This is a genomic window from Erythrobacter sp. R86502, from assembly GCF_042466465.1.
Classification (GTDB): Bacteria; Pseudomonadota; Alphaproteobacteria; order Sphingomonadales; family Sphingomonadaceae; genus Erythrobacter.
The window spans coordinates 303,239-318,360 of record NZ_JAXHCJ010000001.1 but is presented as its reverse complement, the minus strand read 5'-3'; the positions used below and the strand labels follow the sequence as shown (position 1 = coordinate 318,360).

The window sequence follows — 15,122 nt, the reverse complement described above, 5'->3', positions numbered from 1 at the left end:
AGATTGAAGGATCGGACCATATTGCATAGAACTGTAACAATATTGTGGATCCACAGGTCGTGAGCTGCCCTGCCCCCCCCTATCGTTACATTCTTTATTTCAAAGACAGAAGGCCGCGCCCCGATACAACGGAAGCGCGGCCTTCATTACTTGAAAACCGATAATACAATTAAACCAACTCCGCGGGAGACGTCTAACGTGTTTTAATCGATCAAATGTTTTTGCTTACAGTAGCCGAACTCGGCGTCGCGCTCGTCGACGCAATGACCGGGTTTGCAGCCGCCTGCTTGTCGCGATGGCGCTTCAGAAAATATCCGCCCGCACCTACTGCGACCATCGCAGGAAGACTTAGGCGTGAGATGATGAAGGGGATGGCTGTTGCGGCGATAGCACCGGTTGCAGCACCCGCTGCGTTATCGACTTTCGGCGAATTGCCTGCGACCTTTGCGCCAATGACCGCGCCCAGAATATTCTTGATCACGTTTATTCTCCTTTGAATTGAGAATAAGCGGATGAACGTCAGTTTGTTCCAGCTTCCGGTTTCACCGATCTTCAGGTCGTCGCGATATTTCCATCATTCGGCGCAAACGCCTGGCTGCCGTGCGCAACCCTATCGTGGAAGCCAAAAAGATCTACGCCTTCTGACATTTTGATAATGCGCGCAAATGTATCATACGTTCGACGCGAGGCCTTTATCCTAGCCCGGCCCCACCAAGCCGGACAGAACGGATCGTTTTGCCCGAGACGTCGGACAATATTGCCTTATTCGACCTCGCCCATGGCTGACGTCTCACGGCTCACAAGAAGCGCCTGCCACACTGTTGCGACGACGTTGTCCGGATTGAACGGCTTGCTGATGACATAAGCAGGCTCTTCGGTTTCGCCGGTCAGCAGTTTTTCGGGGAAAGCGGTGATGAAAATTACCGGCACATCCTGCGTCTGCAGAATGCGACGAACGGCGTCGAACCCGTTTGATCCATCTGCAAGGTTCACGTCGGCAAGGATCAGTTCGGGGCGAACCTGCTCGGCCGTGGCAACCGCCTCGGTTTCAGTCCGCACGATGGCCGCGACATCATTGCCCATCGAGACCATGAGCGATTTCAAATGAAGCGCAATGATGGCTTCATCTTCGATGATCATCACACGGGCCGACAGCATCGATTCGATAGCACTGCGCGCCTGCGTGACAAAGTCCTGAACCTCTGCCTCGTCCATTTCCAGGATGTAGGCAGCATCATCGATGCTGAATCCTTCGATCGTAGTAAGAAGCAAGGCCTTGCGCAAACGACGCGGCAACGAGCCGACGATGGCGCCCGGAGTGTCGATGGGGCGAAGCGACGAATCGCTCCAGATCTTGTGGAAGACCCGATAGAGTTCGACGCGCACATCAACCTCGTCACGAAATTCTTCCGGCGCCGCAATCAACGCATGCAGTGTTTCACGTACGGCGGAGTCGCCGATGGACTGCGATCCGGTAAGCGTGCGAGCGTAGCGGCGCAGAAACGGCAGCTCATGGGCTACGTCCGATTGAAAGGTCATAAGCGATTCCTTGGAAACACGAGATTGAGGGCTCCCTAGCGAAAGATTCATCATATCGGGAACATTTTTCTTTCGACTCTCTTTGACAGACACATCGCGCATGGACATGGACGTGTCCCATCTTGCCCCACTTTCCCCCGCGCTTGGGGCGCAGCCGCGGAAAAAACGGATAGTTTGATGACAGACGACAAAAGTCGCAAAAGCGAAAAGACCAAGCCACCGGTCGCATTCGACCCTGTTGAGGCCGCGTTACGCCAAATCTTCGATGAGGTCGCCTCGGAAAACGTCCCTCCCGATTTCGCTGATCTTGTGGCACAACTGACCGGCAAGAACGCTGACAAGAAGGCTGATTGATGCAGAAGCATCACGCTAATACGCTATCGGACGACGATATCGAACAGTTCAAAGCACAAATGGTCGCTTTGATTCCATCACTGCGTGCCTTTGCGCGCGGACTTTGTCGTGATGCCGCCCTGGCAGATGACCTTGCCCAAGAAGCCATGATGCGCGCGTGGGCGTCGCAGCACACCTTCATTCCGGGAAGCAATTTTCGTGCGTGGATGTTCATGATCCTGCGCAATCACTATTATTCCGGTTCAAAAAGCAGAGCACGTCAGGCTGTGTGGGATCCGGAAGCTGCCGAACGTATTCTTGTTCAGGATCCCGTGCAGGAAGATGGGATTCATGTGACAGACGTCGAAAAGGCTCTTCAGTTGCTCCCGGAACAGCAGCGCGAGGCGCTGTTGCTCGTGGCTGGCGCCGGGATGAGCTACGAAGAGGCTGCAACGGTTGCCGAATGCAACATCGGTACTTTGAAAAGTCGTCTCAATCGGGGGCGCGCCGCAATCAAGGTCATTGTGGATGGTGTCGATGGCAGCAACGACAGCGCCTCTTCCATGACGGCAAGCCGTTACTGACAGACAGGTGCAGGAGGGTGTCGATCCAAAGGCACTCTCTTTTGCCTCGTTTGACGTGTAGCTGACGGGTCAGGAGGCATGCTGCCGTCGGCCGAGGCACGCATCAGCCGTCCCAGGTATCATGTCTGATTGCAGCGACAATCTACTGCAAATATTGGAAAAAGACTGTGGCGGAGAGGGTGGGATTCGAACCCACGTTACCGTTGCCGGTAAACCGCATTTCGAGTGCGGCGCATTCGACCACTCTGCCACCTCTCCGCGAGGCCCATTGCGCCAATTCGAAGGCCACTGGTCAAGCGGCTGGCGACAAGGAGCGCGCCCGTTAGCCCAAGGTTCGGAGCTTGCCAAGACCTTGGGACCAACAAAATGTGGGCATAGGTCGATCACCTACCGGTGCCCCGCTTGTTTTGCGTCATTATTCGCCCATATTGCCCGTTATGGAACGTGCAGAGTTCTTTTCTAGCCAAGCGGGGCGCACGATTGTCGCACCGCTCCAGATCCGCGCCAACTTTGGTATCGGCGATGTGGTCCGTCACCGCATGTTCGCGTTTCGGGGCGTGGTTTTCGATGTCGACCCGGTTTTCGCCAATTCGGAAGAATGGTACGAATCGATCCCAGAAGACATTCGGCCAAGGCGCGATCAGCCATTCTATCATCTGCTCGCGGAAAACGACGATTCGTCTTATGTCGCCTATGTCAGTCAGGCTAACCTGATTTCTGACGCAGAAGGCGGCCCGGTCGATCACCCAACGGTGCGCCAGCTGTTTGATAGCTTCAAGGATGGACGTTACAGGATGCGAGCTGCGCTTACACACTGATAACGATGTGGCAGTTGGCAATCTGTGAGTCTGCGCCGGATCTCATCAATCGCCAGTAATATCGGTTCTTGTTGAATTGCGGGACCCGCTGCCTGGTCTTAGTCACACCGACGATCTCAAGATCGCGCCGGGCCCTATGACCAGCTCAATTTTTCAGTTTCCACCCGGATCGCAGCAGAGCGTAAACCCCCGCCCCCAACACCAGATTAAGCGCAAGCAGACCGCCGGCGGATGCCACCAACGCGCTGTCCGGCCCAATGTCGCTTGCGCCGAGGAACCCATAGCGAAAACCCGAGATGACATAGAAGAACGGGTTCATCCGGCTGACCCACTGAAACGCAGGATCAAGGTTTTCGATGACGTAAAACGTTCCAGACAGAAGCGAGAGCGGCGCGATGATGAAATTGGTGATCGCAGCGTTATGATCGAACTTTTCGGCCCAGATCGACGTTGCAAGGCCCAGCGTCGCCAACAGCAGGGCGCCCATCAATCCAAACCATACGACAGCCCAGGCGTGTGGGACGTTCAGGCTCACGCCTGGCCATAGCGCAATCGCCAAAGCCACAGCGCAACCTACCAGACCAGCCCTTGTGATCGCCGCTGCAAGGATCCCGCCCATCAGCTCACCCGGCGACAACGGCGGCATCAGCAGATCGATGATCGTCCCTTGCATCTTGCCTGACAGCAGCGAAAAGCTGGAATTGGCAAAGGCGTTCTGCATCATTGCCATCACGATCAGGCCCGGGGCAACAAAACTAGCAAAGGGCACATTAAGAACTTCGCGGCCTTCGCGGCCAAGCGCGACGGTGAAAATCACCAAAAACAGCAGCGTTGTGAAGGCCGGGGCCCAGATGGTCTGCGTCTGCACCTTGAGAAAACGCCGCACCTCCTTCATATAGAGGGCAAGCAGCCCCACGCGATTGATCCCGGTAATTACCGGGACACCGCGCGGAGCGAACCGGATGCTCCCGCCGGTCTTGTCTTCATGAGTTATTTCAGTCACGGGAGCAGCGTCGTGCAATGGGTTTGCTGAATGTGCGCGGTCGGCCATGGCGCAGGTGCCTAGGCTTCATGAACCGCTCTGACAAGCATCAGCGCTCGGTCGCACGCGCCGGACACAGGAACAGGTAGATTTTATGGGCTGGACGGACGAGCGCATCGCAACGCTCAAGAGAATGTGGGAAGGCGGTTCCACCGCCAGCGAGATCGCTGCCGAACTTGGCGGGGTCAGCCGCAATGCCGTTATCGGCAAGGCGCACCGGCTTGGCCTGAAGGCACGCCCGTCCCCGGTAAAGGCGAACGACAAGAAAAAGGCCGCAGCGCCTGCTAAAAAGCCTGTTCCGGCACCTGCTCCGCGTGTTGCAGAACCGCGGGCCGAGCCCGCTGAACGCATCAAGCCCAGCGCACCGGCTGAACGTCCCGCCCCACGTGCTGTTGCGCCCGCTCCGCGCACCGAACCAGCGGCTAGTGATGCCAGCAACGCTGTGCCCTCGCAGCCAATCCCCGGCCCTTCTGGGGATTTGCCCAAAATTGTCTCGGTCGGCCCCGGTGGTTTCCTGCGTCAGGGACCGGGCGATCAACAGGCGCCAATTCCGCCCGCACCGCCGCGCCGACTGGTACCAGCAAAGCCCAGTCCGGACATCGCCGGCAAGACCACGCTGCTCGACCTTTCTGAAAAGGTATGCCGTTGGCCGATGGGTCACCCGGGTGAAGCAGACTTCCACTTCTGCGGTGTTGCGGTCAATCCCGGCTTCCCCTATTGCGTTGAGCATTGTGGCCGTGCCTATCAGGCGCAGCTGCCGCGCGGCGTGCGCCGTCCCCCGCCGCCTCTGCCTTTTGGCGGCCCAAGGGTCCGCTAAGCACAGCCAGCGAACGGCTTTAACACCCAAACTGAACCCCGCCCTGCCTTCGTGGCACAACACAGGCAGGTTCATGGGAGCTTTGACGTGACTGCCAGATCAAGGTTGCAGCTAATTGCAATAGCAGCATTGACGCTGCCGCAGCCAGCGCGCGCCGAATTGCCCGAACCTGTTCGTGCAATGATCGATGCAGCCATCGCCACGGGTGATGAAGGCAAGGTTCGCACAGTCACTGAACTCGCGCGGACGACCAACCCGGCCGAACAGGAAGAAATCGACGCCATCGTCGCTAGATTTGAAACGGCCGTAGCCGCGCGCAAGGCCGTTGAAGCCGAAGCGCGGGAGCGCAAAATCCGTGCTGCGGGCGTTTTCGACAACTGGTCGGGAAGCGGAGAATTTGGAGCCTTCCGGGCCACCGGCAATTCCAGCAACACTGGTATAACGGCTGGCCTGACCGTGGACCGGGAAGGCATCGACTGGCGGCACAAGCTAACCGGCCGGGTTGATTACCAGCGTGCCAATGGCGTTACAACGCGCGAGCAATTTCTGGCTCGTTACGAGCCGAATATAAGTATCTCTGACAATTTTTACGTTTACGCTTTGGCCCAATACGAACGGGACAGGTTCCAGGGTTTATCGGCACGCTACGCGGTGTCTGGCGGGATCGGTTATCAAGCAATTAAAAACGAAAAGGTGCAGCTATCGCTCAAGACGGGTCCGGCCTACCGAATTACGCAATTCATCGGCGGGGGAAGTGATAACCGGATTGCGGGACTGATCGGGCTTGATTTCGACTGGACCATTTCAGAGCGTTTGAAATTGACCCAGGACACCAATGCCGTTGCGGAGACAGGCGGATCAGCAGTGGCCATCATCGATTCGCGCAACACGACCCTGCAACTGATTACGGGCCTTGATGCATCGATCAACAGCAGCCTAACGGCGCGGTTTTCCTACGCTATCGACTACGATAGCAACCCGCCGCCGGGCGCAGTACACACAGACACGTTCAGCCGCGTTACATTGGTGTACGATTTTTAAGCCGCGCACTGCCGGCCAAGTTCAGGCTTTCTGCCCGAACCAGATGATATGATGCGCGCCCTTGTTGTTGGGTCGTGATCGCACCTTCCATTCGACAATATCAAGACCGGTATCGAAAAGCCGCTTGCGGAATGCCGGATCGGGGCCTGCCGACCACACTGCCAGTATGCCGCCCGGCCGCAACGCATCGCGTGCCTTGGCAAGCCCCGTGCGCGAATAGATGCGGTTGTTAGCGTCGCGCACAATCCCGTCGGGGCCGTTGTCGACATCAAGCAAGATAGCATCGAACTTCGCACAGGTGCCATCATTGGCGTCGTCGATCATGGCCGCGACATCGCAGATCTTGAGATCAAGACGTGGATCGGCGAGCCCATCCCCGGTCAACCTTGCCATAGGGCCCTTGGCCCATTCGATGATCGTCTCGGAAATCTCGGCAACGACGATTTGCGCTTTGCCGCCCAGTCGCGTCGCGGCCGCACGGTAGGTAAAACCCATTCCGTATCCGCCAATCAAAATGCGCGGATTGTCCTTCCCAAGCCGATCGATGGTGAGCTGCGCCAGCTGTTCTTCCGAGAACCGCATCCGGGTGCTCATAAGTTCATTGCGGCCCATCACAATCATGAAGTGGCCAGCGTGTTCGAACAGTTCGAGGCATACGCCATCCTCGATTTGCGCCGTGTCGATCAATTCGCGTTTCAGCATTGCAATGCGCCTTTGTCAGCAAAGAGGCCGCCCGGATCGCTCCGAGCGGCCTCAATAGCTTACCTCAAATGAGGCGGTCAGTCCTTGAGGAAGTCAGGAAGGCCTGCAGGGGCGCCACCGCGATCACCACCGCGATCGCCGCCACCGCGACCACCACGATCGCCGCCGCGGCCGCCGCCACCCTTGGGCCCGCGACGATCGCCGCCGCGATCACCACGACCGCCTTCGCGTGGTTCACGCGGTTCGCGTGCCGGGCGGGTGTCTTCCAGCTCTTCGCCGGTTTCCTGATCGACGACGCGCATCGACAGGCGCACTTTGCCGCGCTGGTCGATTTCGAGCACCTTGACCTTCACTTCCATGCCTTCGGAGACGACGTCAGTGGGCTTTTCCACCCGCTCGTTCTTCATTTCCGAAACGTGGACGAGACCGTCCTTGCCGCCCATAAAGTTCACGAACGCGCCGAAATCGACGATGTTCACGACCTTGCCGTTGTAGATCTTGCCGACTTCGGCTTCCTCAACGATGCCGAGAATCCACTTCTTGGCCGCTTCGATCTCTTCGACGTTGCTTGACGAGATCTTGATCACGCCTTCATCGTCGATGTCGACCTTGGCACCGGTTTCAGCAACGATTTCTCGGATCACCTTGCCGCCGGTTCCGATGACTTCACGGATCTTCGACTTGTCGATCTGAATCGTCTCGATGCGCGGCGCGTGCTTCGAAACTTCGGTGCGGGCACCGGTCAGCGCCTTGGCCATTTCGCCAAGGATGTGCATGCGGCCAGCCTTGGCCTGTTCCAGCGCCTTGGCCATGATTTCCTGCGTGATGCCGGCAATCTTGATATCCATCTGCATCGTGGTGATGCCGTTTTCGGTGCCGGCAACCTTGAAGTCCATGTCGCCCAGGTGATCTTCGTCACCCAGAATGTCTGACAGAACGGCAAAGTCATCGCCTTCAAGGATCAGGCCCATCGCGATGCCCGAAACCGGCGACTTCACCGGAACGCCAGCGTCCATCATCGACAGGCAGCCACCGCACACGGTCGCCATCGACGACGAGCCGTTGGACTCGGTGATGTCGCTGAGAACGCGGATCGTGTAGGGGAAGTCTTCCTTGCTCGGCAGCACAGGGTTAAGCGCGCGCCAGGCGAGCTTGCCGTGACCGACTTCGCGGCGCCCCGGCGCGCCGAAGCGGCCCACTTCACCGACCGAATAGGGCGGGAAGTTGTAGTGCAGCATGAAGCTGGTGTAGCTCAGGCCTTCCAACCCGTCGATCATCTGCTCGGAATCCTTGGTGCCGAGCGTGGTGGTGCAAATCGCCTGCGTCTCGCCGCGGGTAAACAGCGACGAACCATGCGTGCGCGGCAGGAAACCAACCATCGCTTCGATCGGGCGAACCTGATCGAGCTTGCGGCCGTCGATGCGCTGACCATCCTTGAGGATCGCCCCGCGAACGATTTCAGCTTCAAGCTTCTTCATCAGCTTGCCTGCGACCATCTGGGTCTGGCCGCCTTCTTCGGCGAACGCAGCCTTGGCCTTGGCCCGGGCTTCGTTCAGTGCGTTGGAACGCGCCGACTTGTCGGTCAGCTTGTAAGCGGCAGCAATATCACCGCCGATTAGATCCTTAAGCTTCGCCTTCATGTCAGCGGTGTTATCGCTAAGGTCGATGTCCCACGGATCCTTGGCAGCCTGTTCCGCCAGCTCGATGATCGCGCCGATCACGGTGCGGATTTCGTTATGCGCAAACATAACCGCGCCCAGCATTTCGTCTTCGGTCAATTCCTTGGCTTCGGATTCAACCATCATCACCGCATCCTGCGTGGCAGCGACTACGAGATCGAGGCGACCATCGGCCAGCGCTTTGTCCTGCTTGGGATTGAGCGTGTATTCTCCATCCACAAAGCCAACGCGCGCCGCAGCGATGGGGCCCATGAAAGGCACGCCGCTGATGGTGAGCGCAGCCGATGCTGCGATCATTGCAACGATGTCCGCTTCCGTTTCGCCATCGAACGACAGAACCTGACAGATTACGTTGATTTCGTTGTAGAAGCCTTCAGGGAATAGCGGGCGGATCGGACGGTCGATCAGGCGGCTGGTCAGCGTTTCCTTTTCGGTCGCGCCGCGTTCACGCTTGAAGAAGCCACCCGGAATGCGTCCGGCGGCCGAGAACTTTTCCTGATAGTGGACGGTGAGCGGGAAGAAATCCTGCCCTTCCTTGACCGACTTTGCGGCGGTCACGGCGCACAGCACCACGGTTTCGCCATAAGTGGCCAAAACGGCGCCATCGGCCTGACGGGCAATGCGCCCGGTTTCCAGAGTGAGGGTCTTGCCGCCCCATTCCAGCGATACGGTTTTCGTGTCGAACATTGATTTTCCTTCTGACCCGCCCAGCCATATTGCCGCGCGGGGCCTCTTGTGCCGGGAAACACCCGTCCCGGTCCGGTGCGAGGCGCTTCGGCCTCAAGGCGGAGCAGACCGAATGTCCGCATGCCCCATATGCAAGAAGGGCGGCCTTTCGAGCCGCCCTTCCCGCTAAACTCTTACTTACGCAGACCCAGCTTCTGGATCAGGGCGTTGTAACGCTCGACGTCCTTCTTCTTGAGATAGGCGAGCAGCGTACGACGCTTGTTCACCATCATGAGAAGGCCACGACGCGAATGGTTGTCCTTGTGGTGATCCTTGAAGTGTTCGGTCAGATTGCGGATGCGCTGCGTGAGGATCGCAACCTGCACTTCGGGGCTGCCGGTGTCCTTGGGATCACGGGCATTGTCAGAAATGATTTCCTGCTTCTTTTCGGCGGTCACCGACATAGTACGTCTCTTTCTTACTCAGCGACATCGGGAAGGTTGAACCCCCGCACGACCGTGGCCGTGCCATCCAAAACTTCCATCAGCGCGACCGGCACAGAGCCCAGTTTTGCCAGATAAAGCCCGGATAATAGGGGCATGTCAGACAGCACCCGGCCCTGTCGGACCGCCTGCGCGCTTGTCTGATCGAGGTGGAGGGCCGGGATGTCGTCCAGCCCTGCCTCTAACGGCAGGAGGAGGTGTTCAAGGCCCCGGCCCTTAGCGGTTTCCTCCAGCAAGTCCAGCGAAATCGCTTGAGTCTGAATGAAAGGGCCGGCCTTTGTGCGCCTGAGATAGGTGACATGGCCGCAAGTGCCAAGCGCATAGGCGATGTCGCGCGCCAGGCTGCGGATGTAGGTGCCTTTGGAGACGTGGGCGACCAGTGTCATCGCCTCCAGTGCCCCCTCAGCGTGTCCCGCGCTGATGGTGAGCGAACGGATGGTGACATGGCGCGCCTTCAGCTCGACCACCTCGCCCGCCCGTGCCAGGTCATAAGCGCGCTGCCCGCCGACCTTCAGCGCGGAATAGGCGGGCGGCACCTGCTCGATCGGTCCGGTGAACAGCGCCAGCACCGCCTCCACATCCGCCAGCGTGGGGCGCACCGCGCTGGTCGCGATCACCGGCCCTTCGGTGTCGAGCGTGTCGGTCTCCGCGCCGAACTGCACGGTGAATTCATAGATCTTGTCGCTGTCCAACATCCGACCTGCAAGCTTCGTCGCCTCGCCCAGCGCAATCGGCAACACGCCCTCAGCCAGCGGATCGAGCGTGCCGCCGTGGCCGACCTTGGTCTTGGCATAGCCGTTCTGGCGCAGCACCCGCTTGACCGCGCTTACACCCTGCGTAGATCCCATGCCCTTCGGTTTGTCGATAACCAGCCAGCCTGATAGTGGCGCGATCATTGCCCCAGCTCTTCAGAAAAGTGCTTGCGGCATAGGGCAACATAGCGGTCATTGCCGCCGATCTCGGTCTGCTGGCCCTGCCGCACGGCGGCGCCGCTTTCATCAACCCGCAGGTTCATCGTAGCCTTGCGTCCGCAATGGCAAACCGCCTTCAGCTCAACCAAGGCGTCACCAATGCCCAGCAAGACCGCCGATCCGGGAAACAGTTCGCCTTGGAAGTCGGTGCGCAATCCGTAGCAAAGTACCGGGATGCCGCTCGTATCCGCGAGCCGTGCAAGCTGCCATACCTGATCGGATGTCAGGAACTGTGCTTCGTCCACCAGAACGCAATCCAAGGGCCGCGCACTATGCGCCGCACTGATGACTGCCCAAAGATCGGTGTCGGGCGCAAACTGGTTCGCTTCGCTTTCAAGCCCGATCCGGCTTCGCACCATACCGACTGAACGGCTGTCGAGCGCTGCGGTCCACAGCATCGTTGTCATCCCGCGCTCACGGTAGTTGAAATCGGCCTGCAACAGATGGGCGCTTTTGCCCGCATTCATGCTGGCATAGTAGAAATAGAGTTTGGCCATTGCGTCAGACTACCTTCTCGCCGTGCGCTGGGCGAGGCAGAGCAACGCCTTTTGCCCGGTAGACGCGTATCGGGATCATCATGGTTACGCCTGCCGCCTCTCTTGGAAAGTTCCTGTTACCGCTGCTTGCCGCCCTGACACCTTCCGGCCTGAGAGCCAATACTGCCGCCACGCCGGAACGCTACACACTTGATACAAAGGCGGGCAATGTTTCGTCCAAGGTGATCTTCCATGGATTGGCGAGCAAACGGCGCGCATTCAAAAGATGCAAGGCGCGGTCACGATCGTGCCGGGCGCGCCCGACAAGGTCGCGATCGATGCAACGGACAGGAAAGACGGTGAATTTTACCGGCACGACGACAATCGATCGCCGCGAATTCGGAATGATGTCGTATCAACTCGTCGTCGGCAGCAGGGTGAGATTACGCTGAAAGCGCGAACATTTCTGCGCTAGACGGTGTCGTCTGGACTGTTCGTATCGTCCTCTTCTTCGTCATCAAGGTCGCGCAACACTTTCGGGTCGCGCAACAGGGCCTCGATCCGATCCGCTTCTGCAAAGCTCTCGTCCTTGCGGAACTTCAACCGCGGCGCGAATTTAAGGCCGAGCCTTTGTGCAACCTCGCGTTGCAAGAAGGCCGTGTTCTGGCGCAATGCGTGGACGACCGCATCTTCACCTGCGCCCATCAACGGTTTGACATAAGCAGTCGCGTTACGCAGGTCCGGTGTCATGCGCACTTCGGTGACAGAAATATGCGCGGCGCGCACGACATCATCGTGCACCTCGCCCCGTGCCAGCAACTCCGACAGGATATGACGCACGCGCTCCCCTACCTTAAGGACGCGGACGGATTGCTGTTCTGCGGTGAAGGGGGCTTTGGCCATGGTTACTCCATCCCCGTCCGTGTCGGCGTGGGGCGCGGGGTTGGCAATGCGGTGGATGAAGACCGTGCATACAGCGTGCCGTCCTCGGCAAGCAATTCGCCTTCGAGAAATACCACGCGCCGTCCGCCCTTCACCACCCGGCCCTTGCCGATGATGGTTGCGCCTGCGGGGATCAGCCGTATGAGGCTCATACTGATTTCCAGATTGAGCGGCGCCATTTCCCCGCCGGTGGCGGCGACATAGGCATATCCCATTACGTCGTCGAGATAGCCCGCAACCAGCCCGCCCTGCACGCCGCCGCGCCAAGTGGTCATTTCACGCGTGACGGTAAACCGCATAGTCGCGGTTTGGGTATTCTCGTCCCACCCTACGAACTCCGAACCGAGCAGCGCCGTGTGGGGCGACTGCTCGGCATCGGCAGGATAGTAAGCTGCTTCGCTCACAGGGTCCGCTCACGCTCCTCGACCGAGAAGACTTCAAGCTGGTCGCCCGGCTTGATGTCGTTGGTGTCTTCAAGCACCACGCCGCATTCCAAACCGGTGCGCACTTCGTCGACATCGTCCTTGAAGCGTCGAAGCGACGCGATCTTGGTGGCCGAAACGATGACATCGGCGCGGGTAAGACGAGCGAACAGTCCCTTGCGGATAACGCCTTCTTCGACCAGCAAACCGGCAGCCTTGTCGCGCTTGCCCGACTTGAACACTTCCTTGACCAGTGCCCGGCCGACCACGTGCTCGATCCGTTCGGGGCCAAGCTCGCCAATCATCTCCTTGGCGATCGCATCGGTGAGGTGATAGATCACATCGTAATACATCATCCGCACGTTATCGCGCTTGAGCAGTTCGCGCGCCTTGGCATTAGGACGGACGTTGAAGCCGATGATCGGCGCCTTGGACCCGCCTGCCAAAACCACATCACTTTCAGTGATCGCGCCGACACCGCCGTTGAGCACGCGAACCTTGATGTCGTCGTTCGACAGGTTGTGCAACGCATTGACGATAGCCTCGACGCTGCCTTGCACGTCGGCCTTCACCACCACCGGGAATTCGATGACGTTGGAGGAGAGCGTGTTGAACATCGTATCGAAATTGGTCGGCGCCAGCGCAGTGCGCTTTTCAGTTGCAAGCTCCTGACGGTACTTCGCAACTTCACGAGCGCGCTGTTCGTTTTCAACCACGGACATGTTGTCACCGGCAGACGGCACGCCGCCAAGACCAAGGACTTCCACGGGCATCGAAGGGCCCGCTTCCTTCAGCTGCTTGCCCTTGTCATCGACGATCGCCCGGACCTTGCCGCTTTGCGTACCAACCACGAAGGTATCGCCGCGCCGCAGCGTTCCGCGTGTGACGAGCACGGTCGCAACCGGCCCGCGGCCCTTGTCGAGCTGCGCTTCGATTACGGTCGCTTCGGCATCGCGGTCAGGGCGGGCTTTCAGTTCGAGCAGTTCGGCCTGAAGCCCGATCGCCTCGATCAGCTTGTCCAGCCCCGCGCCGGTCTTGGCCGAGACCTCGACATCCTGCACATCGCCGCTCATCGCCTCGACCACGACTTCGTGTTCGAGCAGACGTTCGCGGATCTTTTGCGGGTTGAATTCGGGCTTGTCCGACTTGGTGATCGCAACGATCATCGGGACGCCCGCCGCCTTGGTGTGATTGATTGCCTCGATGGTCTGCGGCATCAACCCGTCATCGCCGGCGACGACCAGAATGACGATATCGGTGACGTTGGCACCGCGCATCCGCATTTCGGTGAAGGCCGCGTGACCCGGCGTGTCGAGGAAGGTGATCTTGTCCTTCGCCTTCGTCGTAATCTGATAGGCGCCAATGTGCTGGGTGATACCCCCGGCCTCGCCCTTGACCACATCTGTGCCGCGCAATGCGTCAAGCAAACTGGTCTTGCCGTGATCGACATGGCCCATGATTGTCACCACCGGCGGCCGCGGCTGCTGCGTTTCGATCGGATCTTCATCCGCGCTGTTATCGATGTCCACATCGCTCGCTGACACGCGGGTGATGTTGTGGCCAAATTCTTCGACAAGCAGTTCAGCAGTGTCCTGATCGATGGTCTGGTTGACCGTGACCATCATGCCCAGGTTAAACAGCGCCTTCACCAGATCCGCGCCCTTTTCGGCCATGCGGTTGGCGAGTTCGCTGACGGTAATCGCCTCGGGGACGACCACATCACGGACCTGCTTTTCACGCGGCTTCGACGGGCCGCCCTGACCGCGACGTTCCTTTTCACGCGCACGCTTCAACGCGGCGAGGCTGCGCGCACGGCGGCCTTCGTCCTCGTTCAAAGCACGGGTGACGGTCAACTTGCCCGAACGGCGATTGTCCTTGCCTTCATCGCTGGGTGCGGCGCGCTTGTCGTCCTTCTTCTTGGCCTTGACCTCGACCGGACGCTTGGGTTCGGGACGCTCGACCGGCGTGAACCGGCGCGCAGCCGGAACGGCATCGGCCTTGGCGGCAGGTGCCGGCGCGGCGGGCGCATCGGCAGCAGGAGCATCAGCGGCAGGCGCATCGACGGGCTCCACCGGCGCCGGTTCAACCGGCGCAGCAGCAGCGACAGGTGCGTCAGCCGCTTCATTACGCTCACGTTCGGCTTCTTCCTGCGCACGACGGTTTTCTTCAGCCCGGCGGCGCTCTTCCTCTTCGGCGCGCTGGCGTTCTTCGTCTTCACGCTTGCGCGCTTCCTGCGCCATGCGCAGACGTTCTTCTTCCGCTTCAAGCTGGAGACGCTTCACACGTTCCTGCGGCGTCTCACCGGCAGGCGCAGGACGGGCCGGACGCGGCGGCGGTGCCGCAGGGCGCGGCGTTTCTGCGGCAGGAGCAGGCGCGGGCGCCGGAGTGGGGGCGGGCGGCGGCGGGGGCGGCGGTGCAGCCGCTTCGCCGCCAGGCTTGCCGAGCACACGGCGGCGCTTCACCTCGACCACCACCTTGTTGGTGCGGCCGTGGCTGAAGGTCTGCTTGACCTCGCCCGCATCCACCGAACGCTTAAGGCCCAGAGGTTTGCGGATGCGTTGGTTGTCGTTGTCGTCGCTCATTATCG

The 15,122-nt window shown here is 59.5% G+C and carries 16 protein-coding genes and 1 tRNA gene; 5 read left to right on the top strand and 12 right to left on the bottom strand.

Features of this window, described 5'->3' with window-relative positions; translation table 11 throughout:
* Nucleotides 1-211 precede the first annotated feature (211 nt).
* Complete coding sequence (locus SJY33_RS01485; RefSeq protein ID WP_379920736.1) at nt 212-481, bottom strand: hypothetical protein; 270 nt, start codon at nt 479-481, stop codon at nt 212-214.
* 281 nt (nt 482-762) lie between these two features.
* Nucleotides 763-1,647, bottom strand: coding sequence for a response regulator (locus SJY33_RS01480; RefSeq protein ID WP_379920734.1), 885 nt, complete (start codon nt 1,645-1,647; stop codon nt 763-765).
* A gap of 69 nt (nt 1,648-1,716) precedes the next feature.
* Between SJY33_RS01480 and SJY33_RS01475 the strand changes: the two genes are divergently transcribed.
* Both SJY33_RS01475 and SJY33_RS01470 read left to right on the top strand, forming a co-directional pair.
* Nucleotides 1,717-1,893: a NepR family anti-sigma factor gene (locus tag SJY33_RS01475; protein ID WP_379920733.1), complete on the top strand. Its 177-nt coding sequence runs from the start codon at nt 1,717-1,719 to the stop codon at nt 1,891-1,893.
* Nucleotides 1,893-2,456 carry a sigma-70 family RNA polymerase sigma factor gene (locus SJY33_RS01470; RefSeq protein WP_379920732.1) on the top strand — a complete coding sequence of 188 codons (564 nt, stop codon included), beginning with the start codon at nt 1,893-1,895 and terminating at the stop codon, nt 2,454-2,456. The genes SJY33_RS01475 and SJY33_RS01470 overlap by 1 nt, the downstream gene beginning before the upstream one ends.
* A gap of 168 nt (nt 2,457-2,624) precedes the next feature.
* Here SJY33_RS01470 and SJY33_RS01465 read toward each other — a convergent pair.
* Nucleotides 2,625-2,714: transfer RNA gene (locus SJY33_RS01465), tRNA-Ser, on the bottom strand.
* 179 nt (nt 2,715-2,893) lie between these two features.
* Between SJY33_RS01465 and hspQ the strand changes: the two genes are divergently transcribed.
* Nucleotides 2,894-3,274: a heat shock protein HspQ gene (hspQ, locus tag SJY33_RS01460; RefSeq protein ID WP_379920731.1), complete on the top strand. Its 381-nt coding sequence runs from the start codon at nt 2,894-2,896 to the stop codon at nt 3,272-3,274.
* 145 nt (nt 3,275-3,419) lie between these two features.
* On the opposite strand, the gene SJY33_RS01455 is transcribed toward hspQ, so the two are convergent.
* On the bottom strand, nt 3,420-4,325 hold the full coding sequence (locus SJY33_RS01455) for an ABC transporter permease (RefSeq protein ID WP_379920729.1): 906 nt from the start codon (nt 4,323-4,325) through the stop codon (nt 3,420-3,422).
* A gap of 85 nt (nt 4,326-4,410) precedes the next feature.
* Here SJY33_RS01455 and SJY33_RS01450 point away from each other — a divergent pair, with 85 nt between their 5' ends.
* Complete coding sequence (locus SJY33_RS01450) at nt 4,411-5,133, top strand: GcrA family cell cycle regulator (RefSeq protein ID WP_379920728.1); 723 nt, start codon at nt 4,411-4,413, stop codon at nt 5,131-5,133.
* Nucleotides 5,134-5,220: 87 nt separating this feature from the next.
* Nucleotides 5,221-6,174 carry a YdiY family protein gene (locus SJY33_RS01445; protein ID WP_379920727.1) on the top strand — a complete coding sequence of 318 codons (954 nt, stop codon included), beginning with the start codon at nt 5,221-5,223 and terminating at the stop codon, nt 6,172-6,174.
* A 21-nt stretch (nt 6,175-6,195) separates the two neighbouring features.
* Here the strand turns inward: SJY33_RS01445 and SJY33_RS01440 are convergent, their stop codons facing one another.
* From SJY33_RS01440 to infB, 8 genes are all read right to left on the bottom strand, one after another.
* On the bottom strand, nt 6,196-6,876 hold the full coding sequence (locus tag SJY33_RS01440) for a spermidine synthase (RefSeq protein ID WP_379920726.1): 681 nt from the start codon (nt 6,874-6,876) through the stop codon (nt 6,196-6,198).
* Nucleotides 6,877-6,953: 77 nt separating this feature from the next.
* Complete coding sequence (gene pnp / locus SJY33_RS01435) at nt 6,954-9,242, bottom strand: polyribonucleotide nucleotidyltransferase (RefSeq protein ID WP_379920725.1); 2,289 nt, start codon at nt 9,240-9,242, stop codon at nt 6,954-6,956.
* A gap of 173 nt (nt 9,243-9,415) precedes the next feature.
* Nucleotides 9,416-9,685 carry a 30S ribosomal protein S15 gene (gene rpsO, locus SJY33_RS01430; RefSeq protein WP_068348827.1) on the bottom strand — a complete coding sequence of 90 codons (270 nt, stop codon included), beginning with the start codon at nt 9,683-9,685 and terminating at the stop codon, nt 9,416-9,418.
* A 14-nt stretch (nt 9,686-9,699) separates the two neighbouring features.
* Nucleotides 9,700-10,620 carry a tRNA pseudouridine(55) synthase TruB gene (gene truB / locus SJY33_RS01425; RefSeq protein WP_379920724.1) on the bottom strand — a complete coding sequence of 307 codons (921 nt, stop codon included), beginning with the start codon at nt 10,618-10,620 and terminating at the stop codon, nt 9,700-9,702.
* On the bottom strand, nt 10,617-11,192 hold the full coding sequence (locus SJY33_RS01420; protein ID WP_379920723.1) for a thymidine kinase: 576 nt from the start codon (nt 11,190-11,192) through the stop codon (nt 10,617-10,619). The genes truB and SJY33_RS01420 overlap by 4 nt, the downstream gene beginning before the upstream one ends.
* A 450-nt stretch (nt 11,193-11,642) precedes the next feature.
* Nucleotides 11,643-12,074, bottom strand: coding sequence for a 30S ribosome-binding factor RbfA (gene rbfA / locus SJY33_RS01415; protein WP_379920722.1), 432 nt, complete (start codon nt 12,072-12,074; stop codon nt 11,643-11,645).
* 2 nt (nt 12,075-12,076) lie between these two features.
* On the bottom strand, nt 12,077-12,517 hold the full coding sequence (locus SJY33_RS01410) for a PaaI family thioesterase (RefSeq protein ID WP_379920721.1): 441 nt from the start codon (nt 12,515-12,517) through the stop codon (nt 12,077-12,079).
* A complete protein-coding gene (infB, locus tag SJY33_RS01405) occupies nt 12,514-15,117 on the bottom strand; it encodes a translation initiation factor IF-2 (protein WP_379920719.1) in 2,604 nt (867 codons plus the stop codon). The genes SJY33_RS01410 and infB overlap by 4 nt, the downstream gene beginning before the upstream one ends.
* Between the last annotated feature and the right edge of the window lie 5 nt (nt 15,118-15,122).